Here is a 16,802-nt window from a genome sequence, read left to right on the forward strand (position 1 = left end):
AAATCTCTTAACCAGAGTTGAGGTTAATTAAATTACTTTGGCTTATTCGTCGTTAAAAATGCCCACGTAGGTCGCTTGCGTATTCGATTTACTTGCCCGATACATGCCAGAGGTATTAAACGGCAAGCTAATATTCCCCTTAGTATCAATAATAATAACGCCACCAGTGCCACCAATTGGCTTAAGCACACCGTTTATAACTTCATCTCCAGCTTCAGCTATGGTTTTACCTTGATACTTAACACGCGCACATATATCGCTCGCTACGTTATAGCGAATAAAATATTCACCGTGCCCTGTTGCCGATACTGCGCACGATTCGTTTTCAGCAAATGTCCCAGCACCAATTACCGGCGCGTCACCTACACGGCCATAACGTTTTGCCGTCATACCACCTGTGGATGTACCTGCCGCTAAATTACCGTTTTTATCAAGCGCCACTGCGCCAACCGTGCCCATTTTGTAAGAGTTAGGCAATGCTTTGTGCGCGGCTTGGTACTCTTTACTGGTTGCTTTGGCTTTATCTAATTTTTGTTTTGCTTTTAAAAGCGCTTTGTAACGAGGCTCGGTATCAAATAAGTTATTTTCGACAAGTTCAACACCTTGCTCTTTAGCAAACTCCTCAGCGCCTTGCCCACTAAGCATTACGTGTACAGAGTTATCCATGACCAAACGCGCTAATTTAATCGGGCTCTCAATATGCTTTACACCCGCAACGGCGCCTGCTTCACGGTTTCGACCATCCATTATGGATGCATCAAGCTCATGCCCGCCATCGTAAGTGTATACCGCTCCACGCCCTGCATTAAAATAAGGCGATTGCTCTAATACTGTAATTGCCGCAGTTACCGCATCTAAACTTTCACCGCCTTGGTGCAATACTTTATAACCTGTCTCTACAGCCTCTGTTAATTTAGCGCGGTACTGCTTTTCTTGGGCGGGTGTAAATCGTGCTTTTTCTATTGTCCCTGCCCCACCATGAATCGCAATGGCAAAAGGAGTCTCTGCAGCGAATACGCTATTACTTAAAGCAAAAAGGCTGCTCGCAAAAATTGCTAATAAGGGTGTTTTCATAATGAGTTCTTTTATGGGAAAGTTATAAACTAATGTGAATGGTTGCGGGCTTAATTTCAACTAAAGTGAGTTTAATGGCATAAAAAAAGCGCCTTAAGGCGCTTTTTAAAATTTTACGTGTTTGTAATACCAATTTTATTAAAAACATGATCATTCTAGCGTATTAAATAGCTCACTAACTACGTTGAAAATTATTTATATAGAACAACTATGTATCATAATTTTAGCCTTGTTATTGAGCTATTTTCTTATCGCTATAATAGATCACTAATTTAATGCAATTGGTATAATTAAGCTTGTTTAGCTTTTAAACGCGCTAAACGTGCTACTTGATGAGTAGACGTTAAGAAAGAATAAATTGGTGCTAAGTAACCACGTTTACGAAGCTCTAAGAAATCAGCATCGCTTAACTCGTTTAGCTTTTTCTCATCGATAAGGTAAATACCGTTGATGTCTTTTTTCTCGCCTTTAATGTCTACTGTAAGCGTTTGCGCAATTAGTAGCTCTTTATCAGCAAGGAATTTAGTGAACGCTTCAGTTACTTGAGAAAACTCAATAAAAGATACAAGCGCTTCTTTACGACGTTTTAGGTAATCTGTTTCTTCGCCGTTTTCAAATAATGCATTACCTTCGTCTTCACCAACAAGCGCACTTGCTTCGTCAATTACGATACCGTATTGATCTTGATCTGGGTGTTTAACTAAGCCCAGTGGGTAACGAGTAGATGCCATAGGTGCAAATGCTGCAGTCCATTTACCATCTTCTACAAAAAGGTTTTCGCCTGGCTCTAAGCCAAACATAGCAACAGCTTGAAAAGTGCCGCTTTCGTTGTTTTTAACGAATGACATTGGAAACTCGTTTGCTACGCGTGCAAACTCATGTGCAACTACTGGCACTAAATGTTGAGTTTTCATGAATTCTACATTGATGCCGTTTTGAATTTTAGTGTTGGCATGCTTTTCGTTGTGTAAAGGCTGTACTTGTTGCTCCGCCATGTTACTGCTCCGTTTATTTTAATTTATATGTTTCATTGTTAATACCTTTAGGCTAATGCTTTTGAGCTAAAAAAGGAAGGGAAACTTTTATGACAGCGACCATGAAAAAATAAAATCTAACCAAATCTGAGCGTTGCTAAAAAACATACAGCTCAAACTCATAAATTCTGTTCAAAAACAACACACTTCATGGTTGATTTTAATACAAACCAAAGTTATTCATTAACATTGGTTAACAGTTCAGGACTGTTTTTTTGCAGTGTTTAGGCTTAAATTTGAGCAAATAAAAAAGGCCGCTTATATAAGCGGCCTTTAAAAGTTAAATTAGCACCTAAATTAAGGCGCCCAATATACTTCAATATTTATACTTGGGTGATTAAGCACAGCGCGAAGTGGCATGTCATGAACATCGCCGCCCGCTTTTGCTTGCTTATAAACAGCGAGTTTTTCTTCACCGCTAATTAAAAGCTTAACCACTTTAGATTGCGCAATGGCATTTAGCGTTAAGGTCATTCGCTCAGTAATACTACCCGTCACATCACTTTGTATCGCATTAATTGCACATACTGTTTGCTCAGTTGTTAAACCGTGCTCTAAACCGTCTGCATTTGGGAATAACGACGCTGTATGACCATCTGGGCCCATGCCTAGAATAGTTACATCGTATGGCGCTTTTAAAGCACTGTAAGCGGCTTCACACACTTCACTGCCTTGCTGCGCGGTTGCAGCATCGTTTTTCATGGTTATAAAGTTTGCAGCACTGCCAAAATTTTGTAATAACGTGCTTTTAATAAACGCTTCGTTACTTTTTTCATGGCTTGGGTCTACCCAGCGTTCATCAACCATAGCAACATCAACATGTTGCCAATCTAAATCAAGCGTTGATAGATGCTTATAAGCGGGCGCAGGAGACGAGCCACCCGACACCATTAATACAGCACGGCCATCATTTTTAATACCATCACGTAGTGATTGCTCAAGCGTTGCAGAAAGCTCAGCTGTTAACGCATCTTTATCGTCAAAAAATTTTTCAACTAGTGTTGCCATGCTTATACCTTATCGCCTGTGTTAAACCACACGTGGCTTTTTTCTGCCAATAGTTCATCAGCATCCTCAGGACCCCAGCTACCAGCACGGTAAAGCGCAGGCTTGCCTTTGTCTTGCCAACGGTCAATGATTGGATCAATCCATTTCCACGCTTGACGAACTTCATCACGGTGAATAAATAATGATGGGTTATTTGCAGCGGCATCAAGCATTAAACGCTTGTACGCATCTGAGTGAAAACCATTGCTGTAAGCTTGTGAAAGCTCAATATTCATTGTTACTGGTTCAAGTTGCATTTGAAGGTTATCAAGACGCTTAGACATAAGCGTTAGTTGAATTGTTTCCTCTGGCTGCAAACGAATAACAAGACGATTGGGCTCGATATTACCCACGTTATCTTCGTAGATATTGTGAGATACTTTTTTGTATTCAACCACAATTTCTGCACAGCGCTTAGCCATACGTTTACCCGTACGAAGGTAAAATGGAACACCCGCCCAGCGCCAGTTATCAATATGCGCACGAATAGCTACAAACGTTTCTGTTTTACTAGAACCTTCATTTAGCTCTTCTAAGTAACCCGGTACAATTTTACCGTTTAAGTCACCTGGTACGTATTGACCACGCACAATATTTTCATCAACATCACCACCTACTAGTGGGCGAAGTGCTTCTAATACTTTTAATTTTTCGTTACGAATGCTGTTAGCGTTAAGCTTATTAGGCGACTCCATTGCAACTAAACAAAGTAGTTGTAATAAATGGTTTTGAACCATGTCACGAAGTGCACCGGCTTTATCGTAAAAACCAGCACGGCTTTCAAGGCCAACAGTTTCTGATAAGCTAATTTGGATGTTATCAATAGATTTAGCATCCCACATATTTTCAAACAATGAGTTTGAAAAACGTAGCGCCATTAAGTTTTGTACTGTTTCTTTACCTAAGTAATGGTCAATACGGAAAATTTGCTCTTCATTAAAAAATTCTGCAATTTTTCCATTAATTGCTTCAGCAGAATCACCGCAATAACCAATAGGCTTTTCAACAACAACGCGTGATGTAGGTGTAATTAAACCTTTAGTCGATAATATTTCACAACATGTGCCGTAAACAGCAGGCGGAAGCGATAAATAAAACACGCGAGACTTAGTGCTTTCGTGCTCATCTAAAATGCCTTTTAGCACATCCCAGTTGTCGTCTGCTTCTGTAACATTACTTACCACTGGCACTAAAAAAGTAGAAAATGCTTTCCAATCTTTAGCGTTAAACTCACCTTTGCTTAAAAATTCTTGTAATGCTTTATGCGCTGTTTCTATGTATTCAGCACGTTTCGATTCTTCGCGTACTGTTGGTAGGATACGTGAGCCTTCAGGTAAGTTACCTTCTTGATATGCTCTGTACATTGCAGGTAGCAATTTGCGTAACGCAAGATCACCACCGCCCCCAAAAATTATAATATCAAAAGGATTAAGCATAGTTACTCTCTACGTTGTGATACCCAGTACACTTTATAAATGCGCGGGTATGCCTATTTATTGCTAGATTAGATGGCTTTTATAGCTGTATTTAAATAAAAGCCTGCTGAATTGTTCTGTATCGATGATTTATTATTATTTTTATCATTGCGCTTATTAAATGAGCCTTAGGGGCCCTGTATCTCCTCTCACAAAAATACAGACCCTAAGCACTCCAGCGCTACCCGTTCAAAGGTACTCGGTTTACTTACTTGCGTAAGCGAATTTTTTACTGCGTACGGTTTTGTTTGTAGTACGCCATTAAGCCGTTTGTCGAACTATCATGAGCATGTTTAACGCTTTCATCAGTGAGTTCACTCTCAATTTTAGATGCTAAACCTTTACCCAGTTCTACACCCCATTGGTCAAACGAACATATTTCTAAAATAATGCCTTGGCAAAATATCTTATGCTCATACAGTGCAATTAAACGGCCCACTGTTTTAGCATCTACTGTATCTAATAGCATAGACGTTGTAGGACGATTGCCTTGATGAATTTTATGATTTAATAACTCATCAATCTCTGCTTGCGATTTACCCTTAGCGGTTAAATCAGCAGTAACTTGCGTTGCATCTACACCACTCATCATCGCTTCTGTTTGTGCAAAGAAGTTTGATAATAAAATATCGTGATGCTTATCAACATTCACTTGTGGCTTAACTGATGCAATAAAATCTGCAGGTACAATTACATTACCTTGGTGTAAACACTGATAAAACGCGTGCTGACCATTAATACCCGTCATGCCCCAAATAATTGGAACTGTAGTATAAGGTACCGTTTCGCCTGCAAAGTTAACGTGTTTACCGTTACTTTCCATTTCGCCTTGCTGTAAATAAGCAGGCAACATATGCAGTGATTGGTCGTACGGTAATATAGCTTGCGCTGTGTAGCCTAAAAAGCTCGTATTCCATACACTAAGCAATGCCATAATTAATGGTATATTTTGCTCAAACGGCGCAGATTTAAAGTGCTCGTCTATTTCAAACGCGCCTTCTAAAATTGCTTCAAAGGCGTCGTAGCCTAAATATAAAGCAATTGGTAAGCCTATCGCACTCCAAAGTGAAAAGCGACCGCCAACCCAATCCCACATAGTGAATACGTTTTCGTCGCTGATACCAAAAGCTGCCGTTTTTTCTAAATTTGTACTTACTGCAACAAAGTGTTTTGCAATTGTACTTTCATCTTTTGTTGTTTGTAAAAACCAGTCAACCGCTGTTTTAGCGTTTGTCATAGTTTCTGACGTAGTAAATGTTTTTGACGAAATAACAAATAATGTTGTTTCAGGGTCAATGGCTTTTAATATAGACGAAATTTGTACACCGTCAGCATTAGATACGTAATGAACATTTAACGTATCATCAGCAAGTGCTTTTAATGCCTCTGTTGCCATTTGTGGGCCAAGGTTAGAACCACCTACGCCAATACTTACCACATCTTTTACCGCTTTACCGGTATAGCCTAACCATTTACCGCTACGAACTTTTTCTACAAACACTTTAATTTTAGCTAATTCGTTGTCTACGGCTTGTGTTACGTTTTCGCCATCTACTATTAATGGAGTGTGAGCACGATTACGAAGTGCCGTATGTAGTACTGAGCGATCCTCGGTGATATTGATTTTTTCACCGCTAAACATTTTATCGCGCCACGATGCAATATCGCATTCTTTAGCAAGCGACATTAAGTTTGCAAAAACATCGTTATCAATAAGTTGCTTAGAATAGTCGAATAATACGCCAGGTACTTGAGTCGAAAACTGAGAAAAGCGCGTGTCATCTTGTGCAAATAACGTTTTCAGATGTGTTTGTTTCATCTTAGCTGCACTTTGCTCTAGTGCTTGCCAACTTGCTAGTTGCGTTCGGTTAGACATGGAAATATCCTCTAGTTTTTTCAATCAATTGATTTAAAAATGTTTTTTATAAAAGCAGAACTCTTAACACTGCTTATTTACACTAAAATTAAGCGCCGATAGTATAACTAAAAATGCAAAAAAAGTGCTGTTTTTATAATTTTAGATGCAGATGATAACGCAATTTTTAGCTTTTGACACCGGTATCATAAAAATTTTATAAATTAATTTACCCGCAATTTTAAAGGCAACGGGATAGCTTAATCAATCAAAATGAAATATTAATGAATTTTTCTCAGCACAATAATTACTTTTTATAGTTATTCACTAATTATTAGGGCCTGTTTATCTTTCGAAGTTAAATTTGCAGCAGTGTGTTTGGCATTTAGGCAAGGCAGAGCCTATGTAGTGTGGTTATTCCCCATAAATAGGCGATAACGTGGAATAAATGCCAAACATGCGCTGCCCGAAGGGTTCTGCCTAGGGGCAATTTACTCTTTGTTACTCGGTTTTTACTTAGCCCACTAGGTTACAAACCTCACGCCGCGATTAAATAGCCCCTAGATTGAACAAATTTTAATCCTGAAAGGTCAACAGGCCCTAGGGCTTGTTTACCTTGCGAGCAAATAAACCTTAAAAACAAAAAAAATCGGCCCTAAAGCCGATTTTGTATAAATTACAATCTTTGTTTAATTACTAAGCGCTAACCCGCCACTTAGGTTATAAACCGTTTTGTATCCTAGTTGCATTAAATTAGTTGCAGCAATTTTTGAGCGGTTACCACTACGGCATAATAAAATGTACTTGTTATTTTTGTTTAATTGCCCTTCAAATACCGCATTTGCCATTCTGCTAAGTGGTATATTTAATGTTTTTTCATCTAGCGTATTAAATAACTGAGCAACATTATTTGCTCCATGCTCATACGGCTCCCGAGTATCTATTAAATATGTATCGCTGGTGTTTAACATTACTTTAGCGTCATCAAAATTTAATTGCTGTGTATCAACCTCAGGTAACGCATTTACATAACCACACAATTGCGTGTTATCTACTTGTTTTGAAGCGTCGTACTGCTGTTTTTGTATTGCAAATTCATCAACTGAAATACTGCCGCTCACTAACGCATCAAGTAATGGTGTTTGGTTTTGCTGTACAGCCCAGTTCATGGCAAAACATTGTTGGTAATCGTGCCCTGAGCAAATAATGCTGGTGCTATTAAGTTGCTCGCTCATTGCTAAAATAGAGCGTGCCATTGCTTTTGCATCCCCACCTATAAGCGATGTATTGCCAAGCCCTGCAGGCAGTATTAAATCACCACAAAAACAGTAACGCGTTTCGCCATTACTGTTTTTTAATAAATAACTTACACTGTCTTTGCTGTGCCCAGGTGTAACTACTTTTTCAAGTACGTCGTTTGCCAAGTTAATACTTGCTGTATTTAGCGGCCAACCTAGCGAATCAACCTCACCTTTTATAACTCTTGAGTCAAGAACGCTGGTTAGTAAATTAGTCGCTGACTCTCGCTCTTGATGCAGATGAGTATTAAGCACCGCCGATATAGTTAAGTTTTGTGTATTAGCTATTTTTTCAAAGCGCGGAATAAGCTCAATAATAGGATCGATAATTACAGCGTGTTTATCATCGCTCACATAAAGCCAACTACATGCACCTTGGTGCCTAAATTGAGTAAGGCCCAGTGCGCATACTTCTTGTTGTGGTGTGGTGCTGTCAGATACGATTAAACAGTTTGCCTGTAATATTGCTTTAAGAGCGCGAATACGCACACAAGCATCATCAATATCGTGTTGTGTTGCAGCAGGTCCATACGATAGCCTAATCGCGTTTTCGCTTTGCCACTTACTTGCACCCATTGCATCTAAAACAAAACTTGTTGATGCGCCTGTACTGCAAGCCGAGCCACCACTTACGCGAATGCCCGCAGCGTCAAATAAATCAATCACTTCTTTGCTCGTTAAATCGTTAACAGCAAAGTTAAGTGTGGTAGGCACGCTATAAGCAAAATCATGATTGAATGTAATATCGCCAAAGGTGTCTTTTATAGCGCTTTGTAACTGGCTTCGATAAGAGTTAAGTACGCTAACAGACTTAAACGTGTTGTCTGATTTATCAAGCAACATACTAAATAGCTTATTTAACCCTGCAATACCGGGTAGATTTTCGGTGCCTGAGCGCATTCCACTTTCTTGACCGCCACCCGCTATAAAAGGTGTGTACGCACTGCCACTACGAATATATAAAAAACCAATACCTTTAGGTGCATAAAGCTTATGCCCCGAAAAAGGTGCGTAATCTATTGTTGTATCACTCAGCGCGAGCGCTTGTTTACCGAGCGCCTGCACGCAATCCACCATCCACGATACATTTTTATTACGGCTACGAATTACCTGCTCAATAGCGGGTAAATCTTGATATACACCGGTTTCGTTATTAACGGCCATGGTGCAAATCATCAAAGCGTTATCTATATGCTGTGCTATAAAATCTAAATCTAAAATACCGTTACTATCAACCGGAATAGCAAGCACCTCAGCATTAACGTCAAGTACGCTATTCCAGTGTTTAAGTGTATTTGGCACCGCTTTGTGCTCAGTAGCGCCATATAACAATACGGGGTTTTTAATCGGGTGTTTTTTAGCATCAATTAGCGTAGAAACCACCGCAGTTTGAATGCCTTCTGTTGCGCCAGAGGTAAATAAAATATCGCCATTACTTGCGCCAATAACCGTGTGTGCTTTTTGACGTGTTTGTTCTAATAAATGCTTGGCTTGAATACCTGTAATGTGCGGGCTTGAAGGATTACCAAAACATATTTGCATGGTATGAGAAACAACATCAGCAATACAAGGCAACACAGGGGTCGTTGCGTTTGCATCAAGGTAAACTTGTTTTACTGGCTCATCGTGCAATAAAAACTCAGACATTAAAAAACGCACCTTATTACTAAAAAATATATCTTATTACCAATAGTACATAAATTTACAGGTAATGAGTAATAATCAATTAGCACTAGAGGTGCGTTTACTATTCTTTTTTAGACTAAAAGTCTGTTTACTTAATTATTCACTGGCCTCTTTACTTATCTCTTCATGCGTTGACGACCAAGCTGTTATTAGCGCTTTTACTAATGAAGCCAACGGGATGGCAAAAAATACGCCCCAAAATCCCCACAAGCCACCAAAAAATAATACCGCGACAATTATAAATACCGGATTTAAATCAACCGCCTCAGAAAACAGCAGTGGCACAAGCACGTTGCCATCAAGCGCCTGAATAATTCCGTAAATAATTAAAATGGTCCAAAACTGTGTTTCTAATCCAAACTGAAACAGCGCAACTGCCGCTACCGGAATAGTGACGAGTGCCGCGCCAATAAATGGAATTAATACCGACAAGCCAACAAGCACACCAAGTAATGCGGCGTAGCGTAAATCTAAAACAGTAAATGCAATAAAAGACACACCACCAACAATTAAAATTTCAAACACTTTACCGCGAATGTAATTCATAATTTGTTGATTCATTTCGTGCCACACTTGCAAAATTAAGCGTCGTTGCTGCGGGATCAGTTTAGCAATACTCCCCGTTAGCTCCAGCTTATCTTTAAGCATAAAAAACACCAGTAACGGCACAAGTACTAAATATATAAGCCATGCAACAACATCTTTTAATGACGTAAGTGAAAACGACAATACAGTTTGACCAAACTCAATGATTTTAGCTTCTACCGTTGCAACAATAGCTTGTACTTGATCTATGTTAATTAAACTTGGGTATTGTTCAGGTAAAGCCATTAAATAAGACTTTCCTTGCTCTAACATATGCGGGGTTTCTTGCACTAAGTTACTGGTTTGCTTCCAAAGCACTGGGCCAATAACCAAAATAAGGGTGAGCATAATGCTAATAAATATCAACATTACAATAATCGTTGCAGTAAAACGTTTTAAGCCAACGCGCTCTAAATGAATAACCGGCCAATCAAGTAAATAAGCAATAACCAATGCTACAAGCACAGGAACAATTAACGAGCCAAAAAAGTAAAGTAAGGCCACTGAGGCTAATAATAAAAATAATAAGGTAGACGAATGAGGATCCGAGAACTTCCTTTCGTACCATGTTTTTACGTATTCAAACATGTAATGGCTCCACTAATAACAACCCACGTTGTTTATCAAAATTGTAACTATAAGCATTTTTTTGCAAAAAACGTTCAATATCGTTCGCACTTTCACCTTTATTAAGACTAAAAGTGATACGTTGTTTTGAAGATTGCGCACTTCGTAGCGCAAGTTTAAACTGCACAAATTGCTGAGGGCATTTAAACTCTTTTAAATCGCGCTCTACCATAACTACTTTATCCGTATAGTAAATGAATAATAAGTCGCATATTTACGGTCAATATACTTATATACCCAAACCGTTGTAACTTTTTGTTAAAACAATACCTGCAATAGTTTATCCTTATAACATAACTAGCAGTAAGGATAAGTTAATGCCTGGCACGCATAATAAAGCGCAACTACCCAGTAATCCAACACTCAAAGAGATTAATTGGTTTAAAAAGCAAATTAATTGGGGCGAACTACCTCCTTTTTATCACCTTGTTGCCTCATCAATAAGCGAATCTGAAGGGATTTTAGATCATGGATTCGATAATGCAGTTAAACAACTTATAGATAAACGCAATTGGAACTTAGATTTATTAGAAGGCCATGAAGACAGCCTTGGAGTAATACACACTAAACATAAGCCACGTATTGCGCTGTACCAAGTTTTTACCGACAGAGGCTTTGAGCTATGGGCACAGCCTTATGCTAAAGATGTTATTGTTGACCAATACATAAAAAATAATCGCTTTATGGAGTTTAGAGTGTGGGATCCACATTCAATGAAAAACCTAATCAGAATAAGTCAGTTACATAAGTTTATTGGCTTTTATTTTGAACGGGGCGACAAAGCAGATAAAGCCATTATTTTACATGCACATAAAGTAGTACATAAAATTATTACTTTTTTGCAGCGAGAATTGAACGTTGTAAAGCTTGATGGAGTCACAATAAAAGAACTATACCAATTGTGCGAAAAAGACAGCCGTGCAAGCAGTGACGAAATAGACATAGCCAAAATTGCAATTGGCGAACAAATTAACAAGGAATAAAATGCAGCTAAAATCAGCATTTATCACTTTATGCAGTGCCGCGCTTACGTTTAGCTTATTAGTAAGCGAACCTTTAAAAGCGCAAACCAATTTCACACTTCCTGATTTAGGAACATCTGCATTACAAGCACTGCCACTTGAAAAAGAACAAGCTATTGGCGAAGTAATGATGATGCAAATACGAGGTTCATCGCCAGTTATAAACGATCCTGTGCTAGATGAATACCTCACGACTATTGGCCGTAAACTTGTTGCTAATGCTAACGATGTACGTTTTCCATTTTCGTTTTTTTGGATAAATAACTCAGAAATAAATGCCTTCGCCTTTTACGGTGGACACGTGGGTGTGCATACAGGGTTAATAGCTCAAGCCGATAACGAGAGCCAGTTTGCTTCGGTACTTGGTCACGAAATTGCTCACGTAACACAGCGCCACTTAGCACGTAGAATACAGCAACAACAAGATAACAGCGCGCTAACCATTGCCGGTATGATTGCAGGTATATTAGCAACCGTTGTTGCACCCGACGCGGGTATTGCCATTATATCTGCCAGCCAAACACAATCAGCTTTTAGTCAGTTAACGCATAGCCGCTCAGCTGAGCAAGAAGCTGACCGCATAGGCATGCAAACACTTAATAATGCAGGATTTGATCCCCGTGCATCGAGTGAGTTTTTAACTAAACTTGCAGCGCAAATTCGCTATAAATACAAGCCACCAGCATTTTTGCTAACTCACCCATTACCAGAGAGTCGTGTATCAGATGTGCGTTTGCGTGCAGAGCAATTTCCTGTGCGCCTTATGAATGCGAGCCTTGAGTTTAATTTAGCAAAAAGTCGAGTGCTTGCCCGCTATGACAACAAACCAGAAAACGCAGAAGATCTATTTCGAAAGCTACTGCGCGAAAACACCTACAACAACACTGCATTAAAGTATGGCTTAGCCATAAGCTTGCTTGATCAAAAAAAGCTTGATGAAGCAGCACCAATATTAGACGAGCTTTTAAAAAACGATCCTAAAAACTTATTTTATATAGATACCCATACCGATTTACTTATTGCACAAAAAAAGGCAGACGAAGCCGTTAAGTTTTTAGCGGATTTAAATCAGTATCGCCCTAATAATCAGGTAATTACACTTAACTATGCCAACTCAGCACTTGAAGCTGAGCAATATGAGCTTGCTGAAAATATTTTAAAGAGTTTTTTACTCGAAAAGCCAGATCATAACTTAGGCAAACAACTCCTTGCAGACGCGTATAAAAAACAAGATAAATTAGCCTCTTATCACGAAGCTAACGCCGATGTATTAGCGCAATATGGTGCTTATTTAAAAGCCGCAGACGAAGTACAAAAAGCACTAAACTTTGTAGAGCCTACTCAACTTGTAAAGCAACAACGTTTAAAAGCACTACTTACTCAGTATCGACTTTTACAAAAAGAGCTTGCAAGACTTTAAGTCTGCAAGCGCTTACCCTAAAATAGACGCAATTCACACTTTGGAATCATTTTATGTCTGTTACTATTTACCACAACCCACGTTGTTCTAAATCACGCGAAACGCTAGCACTACTGCAAAGTAAAGCAATAGAGCCAAGTGTTGTAGAGTATTTAAAAACGCCTCTTACACACGAGCAAATTTCAACGCTTGTAATCCAACTTGGTTTTTCATCCGTACGTGAATTAATGCGCACAAAAGAAGATGACTACAAAGCGCTTAATTTAAAAGATGAAAGCTGTGAATCAGCATTAATAGATGCCATGGTACAAAATCCAAAACTAATTGAACGCCCTATTGTAGTGAATAACAATAAAGCAGCGATTGGTCGTCCACCAGAAAACGTACTAAGCGTTTTATAATGAGTGCAACCATAGTGGTGCTTTATCACTCAAGCCATGGCTCAGTTGAAGCAATGGCTCACGAAATAGCAGAGTCGATAGAGCAACAAGGTGCTACAGCACTACTTCGTACCTTTGTGGCTAAAAATGCGCACGACATTGTGATCACCAAAGATGATTTAATAAATTGCGATGGTTTAGCATTTGGTACACCAACCCGATTTGGCATGATGGCCTCTCAAGCTAAAAGCTTTTGGGAAACCACCAGCGACTTATGGTTAAAAGGTCAGCTAATAGATAAGCCAGCATGTGTGTTTTCGTCATCAAGCAGTATGCATGGTGGTAATGAAGCAACCTTACTTAACTTATCTCTGCCACTATTACACCACGGTATGATGCTACTGGGCGTGCCGTACGATGTACCCGAACTACTTGCAACACAAACAGGTGGAACACCATACGGTGCAACACACGTTGCTGGCAGCGCTAATAGTGCACAGCTAAGCAAAGACGAAATTAAAATATGCCAAAGCGTTGGTAAACGCCTTACTCAAATTGCGAGAAAACTTAAATGAATACAGCTGACAACCCAGCTAAAAAGCCGATTACAGTAAAGTTTCAGCGTGCCGCACTATTTGGCTATGTAGGTTTACTTGTTCTTATTCCACTGTGGATGTATTTTGTGCCACCTCTAAATGGTAATGCGAGTTTAGTGTCTTTATTTTTGCCTATTATTCCGTTACTACTGCCGCTAAGAGGCATAATTAAAGACAATACATACACTTATGCGTGGGCTAACTTTGTTGTAATGCTGTATTTTATTCACGGGCTTACCATGCTGTGGGCCGCTCCTGATGAATTAATTTGGGTATTGCTAGAGCTTGTGTTTGCCTCTTCAATGTTTATTGGCTGCACTTACTACGCAAGACACCGCGGACAAGAACAAGGTTTAAAAATCCGTAAGCTTAAAGAAGAACTAGCTGAAGAAAAAGCAGCAAATGAGCACGGTAAATAAGGCTTAACCATAAACGGTTATAAACACAAAAAACGCGCTTAAATTGCTTTAAGCGCGTTTTTTATTAGCTGTTTAAAAGTGACTAAACTAAATCACTTAAGGCAGCTAGCACCACAATACTCGCCAACCCTATTTGAGCAATTAAGCTAATAAACGAAAAGCCTCTAAGCACAAATAAACCCCAAGGGTGTTTAATATGTGGATATAACGCACAGCGTTTTAAAGTGGTCGCAAAGAAAAAACAAATCACTGCCGCCATAGTTAAACTCAGCGTCAGCTCACTTTTAATAGAGAGTGTTTCATCAAAAAAGAAGAACAACTGCAAAGGCAGCAATATAGTGACAATAGCGTGCAGCACATGTACTTTTTTAATGCGATCAAACTGCCCTTCCGGCGAAAGCTCTTTAATACCAAAGTCACGCTCTAAGCATTTAACTAAGTTATTAGCTTTAATACTAACCGCCAAACGGTAACAACTTAAACCTTCTTTATTGCGCGCTCTAAAGTTATAGCCTGCTTTAATAAGCAGCACCATTAACGATTCATTTTTAGCAAATACAGCGTAATGAAGTGCTGTGTTACCTAAATTATCAACCGCTTTTTTGTCTTGCTTTGCAAGTAGCGTTTCAACCACATTTACAAAGCCTTTTTCGGCGGCCCACATAAAAGCTGTTTTATTGTTTTCATCAGCAAGAACACCTGTAGCGCCTTGCTCAATAAAGCGCATTGCCATTGTTTGCTTGGCTGTTTTTTTACGCAGGTGCGTTAATAATGCTTTTTCTAGCAGTACAACAGAGTCAACATCAGGAGAAACCTGTGTAAGCAACGTAAAATAATCTTTACCCGCTGCTACTTTTTCGCTGGCAAGTTCAGAAAGAGTATCTAAATCAGCAATAGACTCTGGAATAAACGCACTTAAACGCTCTCTAAAATCAACTTCTTTCCAAAGCGCTAATGTATCCTTTGCCGAAAGCTTACTGTTATTATTTAGCGCATGCTCAATTAACGTGAAATAGCGCTTACTAAAAAACAAATCAACTAAAGACAGTGGCGTATCTATGGTGTTTTGCGCAGCCACACTTGCGTATTTTTCAAGGCGTTGGCATAGCATAAGCACTAAGCTTTCAGGGGTGTATTCATTATCGTAGTAATGGCTTTTAACCGCACTAATATACGCTTGTGCGTCTTCGTCATATTCAGAGATATGTTGAAAGTAACATTCTTCAAATGGTTCTAGCGGGGTTAGCCATGCCAAATAATAAATAGGCGGTAACACGGTGGTGCATACACCATCGTCTTCATTTGTAGAACGACAAGCAGGCCAAGCTTCCAAAGCATCTAAAATAAAGGCACCGTTTTGTTCTACCAGTCCTTTAATAAGTAATGGGTATTCCTTTGGCCAAATCAGTACATTTTCCATTAAAACAACACAACTCCAGTGTGGCTTGGGGGTGGTAAGTTATATCAGTTTTTAGCTGACACCACGCTTAATCAAAGTGTCGATATTCTAGCACACCTTTGTTTTGCTGCTAGCGCAAAATTACGCAATAACAACAATCCTTTACTTACAAATATAAAAACGGCCAAGTACATAAGTAATTGGCCGTTTTTGAGGTTGGAGTTGGGCTTAATCAGAGCCAGACAAATAGTCTATTTACTTTTTAACTCGCTAATAACTTGATCTAAACCCACTTCAGAAATACGTTGAATAATCTCTTTTTGCTTAGCACTTAATAGTGAAATGCCTTCGGCAACAATATCGTATACTTTCCACTCATCATTTTTACCTAAACGAAGCTTAAAACTTAAGTCAATTGTAGGCGCATTTGGCTCAATAATTTGTGTATTAACTGTTGCGTACTCAGAGTCACTTTTTGCGTTATTACGCTCAAATACTACTTTTTGACCTGTGTACTTCATTAGTGCACCAGCGTATGTGCCTGTTAAGTAATGCTCTACTGCATCTATAAATTGAACAGCCTGTTCGCGCTCAATGCCTTTAATGTGCTTACCTAATAATTTAAACGACACAAACTTAACATCAATATGTGGCATTAAACGTTTTTCAACAATGGCAGCCATCGCTTCTTTGCTTGCTGTGCCTTTTGAATTTACTTGGCCAATGTCTGCAAATAGCTTATCGGCTACTGATTCAAGTAACTGATCTGGCGATTGCTGAGTTTGTGCAAATAACGAACTACTAAAAAAAGCAGTGGCTAAAACGAATAGTTTAAAGAGTTTCATAATTGTATATGTCTGTGTGATTAAGATGGCTGTAATTTAC

At 39.1% G+C, this 16,802-nt stretch carries 15 protein-coding genes; 5 read left to right on the forward strand and 10 right to left on the reverse strand.

Features of this window, described 5'->3' with window-relative positions; translation table 11 throughout:
• Positions 1 to 42: 42 nt before the first annotated feature.
• The 8 genes from I6F45_RS12310 to I6F45_RS12345 form a co-directional block, all read right to left on the reverse strand.
• On the reverse strand, positions 43 to 1,074 hold the full coding sequence (locus tag I6F45_RS12310; RefSeq protein WP_010555079.1) for an isoaspartyl peptidase/L-asparaginase family protein: 1,032 nt from the start codon (positions 1,072 to 1,074) through the stop codon (positions 43 to 45).
• A gap of 290 nt (positions 1,075 to 1,364) precedes the next feature.
• Positions 1,365 to 2,069: a SapC family protein gene (locus I6F45_RS12315; RefSeq protein ID WP_002961447.1), complete on the reverse strand. Its 705-nt coding sequence runs from the start codon at positions 2,067 to 2,069 to the stop codon at positions 1,365 to 1,367.
• A gap of 336 nt (positions 2,070 to 2,405) precedes the next feature.
• Positions 2,406 to 3,116: a 6-phosphogluconolactonase gene (gene pgl, locus I6F45_RS12320; RefSeq protein WP_165741606.1), complete on the reverse strand. Its 711-nt coding sequence runs from the start codon at positions 3,114 to 3,116 to the stop codon at positions 2,406 to 2,408.
• Between the two features lie 2 nt (positions 3,117 to 3,118).
• Entirely contained in the window at positions 3,119 to 4,591 is a 1,473-nt protein-coding gene (gene zwf, locus I6F45_RS12325) for a glucose-6-phosphate dehydrogenase (protein WP_101163306.1), read from the reverse strand.
• 268 nt (positions 4,592 to 4,859) lie between these two features.
• Positions 4,860 to 6,506 (reverse strand): glucose-6-phosphate isomerase, encoded by a 1,647-nt coding sequence (gene pgi, locus I6F45_RS12330; protein WP_165741604.1) that lies wholly within the window; start codon positions 6,504 to 6,506, stop codon positions 4,860 to 4,862.
• 668 nt (positions 6,507 to 7,174) lie between these two features.
• Entirely contained in the window at positions 7,175 to 9,430 is a 2,256-nt protein-coding gene (locus tag I6F45_RS12335; RefSeq protein WP_197160640.1) for an aminotransferase class V-fold PLP-dependent enzyme, read from the reverse strand.
• Positions 9,431 to 9,565: 135 nt separating this feature from the next.
• Positions 9,566 to 10,642 carry an AI-2E family transporter gene (locus I6F45_RS12340; RefSeq protein WP_165728202.1) on the reverse strand — a complete coding sequence of 359 codons (1,077 nt, stop codon included), beginning with the start codon at positions 10,640 to 10,642 and terminating at the stop codon, positions 9,566 to 9,568.
• Entirely contained in the window at positions 10,635 to 10,853 is a 219-nt protein-coding gene (locus I6F45_RS12345; RefSeq protein WP_002961455.1) for a sulfurtransferase TusA family protein, read from the reverse strand. Before I6F45_RS12345 ends, I6F45_RS12340 begins: the two co-directional genes overlap by 8 nt.
• Positions 10,854 to 10,998: 145 nt before the next feature.
• On the opposite strand from I6F45_RS12345, the gene I6F45_RS12350 reads away from it, so the two are divergent.
• The 5 genes from I6F45_RS12350 to I6F45_RS12370 are packed head-to-tail and all read left to right on the forward strand — an operon-like array spanning position 10,999 to position 14,518.
• A complete protein-coding gene (locus tag I6F45_RS12350) occupies positions 10,999 to 11,664 on the forward strand; it encodes a hypothetical protein (RefSeq protein ID WP_197160641.1) in 666 nt (221 codons plus the stop codon).
• Position 11,665: 1 nt separating this feature from the next.
• Positions 11,666 to 13,123, forward strand: coding sequence for a M48 family metalloprotease (locus tag I6F45_RS12355; protein ID WP_007581042.1), 1,458 nt, complete (start codon positions 11,666 to 11,668; stop codon positions 13,121 to 13,123).
• 53 nt (positions 13,124 to 13,176) lie between these two features.
• Positions 13,177 to 13,524 carry an arsenate reductase (glutaredoxin) gene (arsC, locus tag I6F45_RS12360; protein WP_197160642.1) on the forward strand — a complete coding sequence of 116 codons (348 nt, stop codon included), beginning with the start codon at positions 13,177 to 13,179 and terminating at the stop codon, positions 13,522 to 13,524.
• Entirely contained in the window at positions 13,524 to 14,078 is a 555-nt protein-coding gene (wrbA, locus tag I6F45_RS12365; RefSeq protein ID WP_197160643.1) for an NAD(P)H:quinone oxidoreductase, read from the forward strand. The genes arsC and wrbA overlap by 1 nt, the downstream gene beginning before the upstream one ends.
• A complete protein-coding gene (locus tag I6F45_RS12370; protein ID WP_007581036.1) occupies positions 14,075 to 14,518 on the forward strand; it encodes a DUF2069 domain-containing protein in 444 nt (147 codons plus the stop codon). Before wrbA ends, I6F45_RS12370 begins: the two co-directional genes overlap by 4 nt.
• Before the next feature lie 82 nt (positions 14,519 to 14,600).
• Here I6F45_RS12370 and I6F45_RS12375 read toward each other — a convergent pair whose 3' ends face one another.
• Together I6F45_RS12375 and I6F45_RS12380 are read right to left on the reverse strand one after the other, a co-directional pair.
• Positions 14,601 to 15,938 carry an ankyrin repeat domain-containing protein gene (locus I6F45_RS12375; protein WP_197160644.1) on the reverse strand — a complete coding sequence of 446 codons (1,338 nt, stop codon included), beginning with the start codon at positions 15,936 to 15,938 and terminating at the stop codon, positions 14,601 to 14,603.
• Between the two features lie 230 nt (positions 15,939 to 16,168).
• Positions 16,169 to 16,762: an MlaC/ttg2D family ABC transporter substrate-binding protein gene (locus I6F45_RS12380; protein WP_007583914.1), complete on the reverse strand. Its 594-nt coding sequence runs from the start codon at positions 16,760 to 16,762 to the stop codon at positions 16,169 to 16,171.
• Between the last annotated feature and the right edge of the window lie 40 nt (positions 16,763 to 16,802).

Source organism: Pseudoalteromonas sp. SWYJZ19, assembly GCF_015864375.1.
GTDB lineage: Bacteria > Pseudomonadota > Gammaproteobacteria > Enterobacterales > Alteromonadaceae > Pseudoalteromonas > Pseudoalteromonas arctica.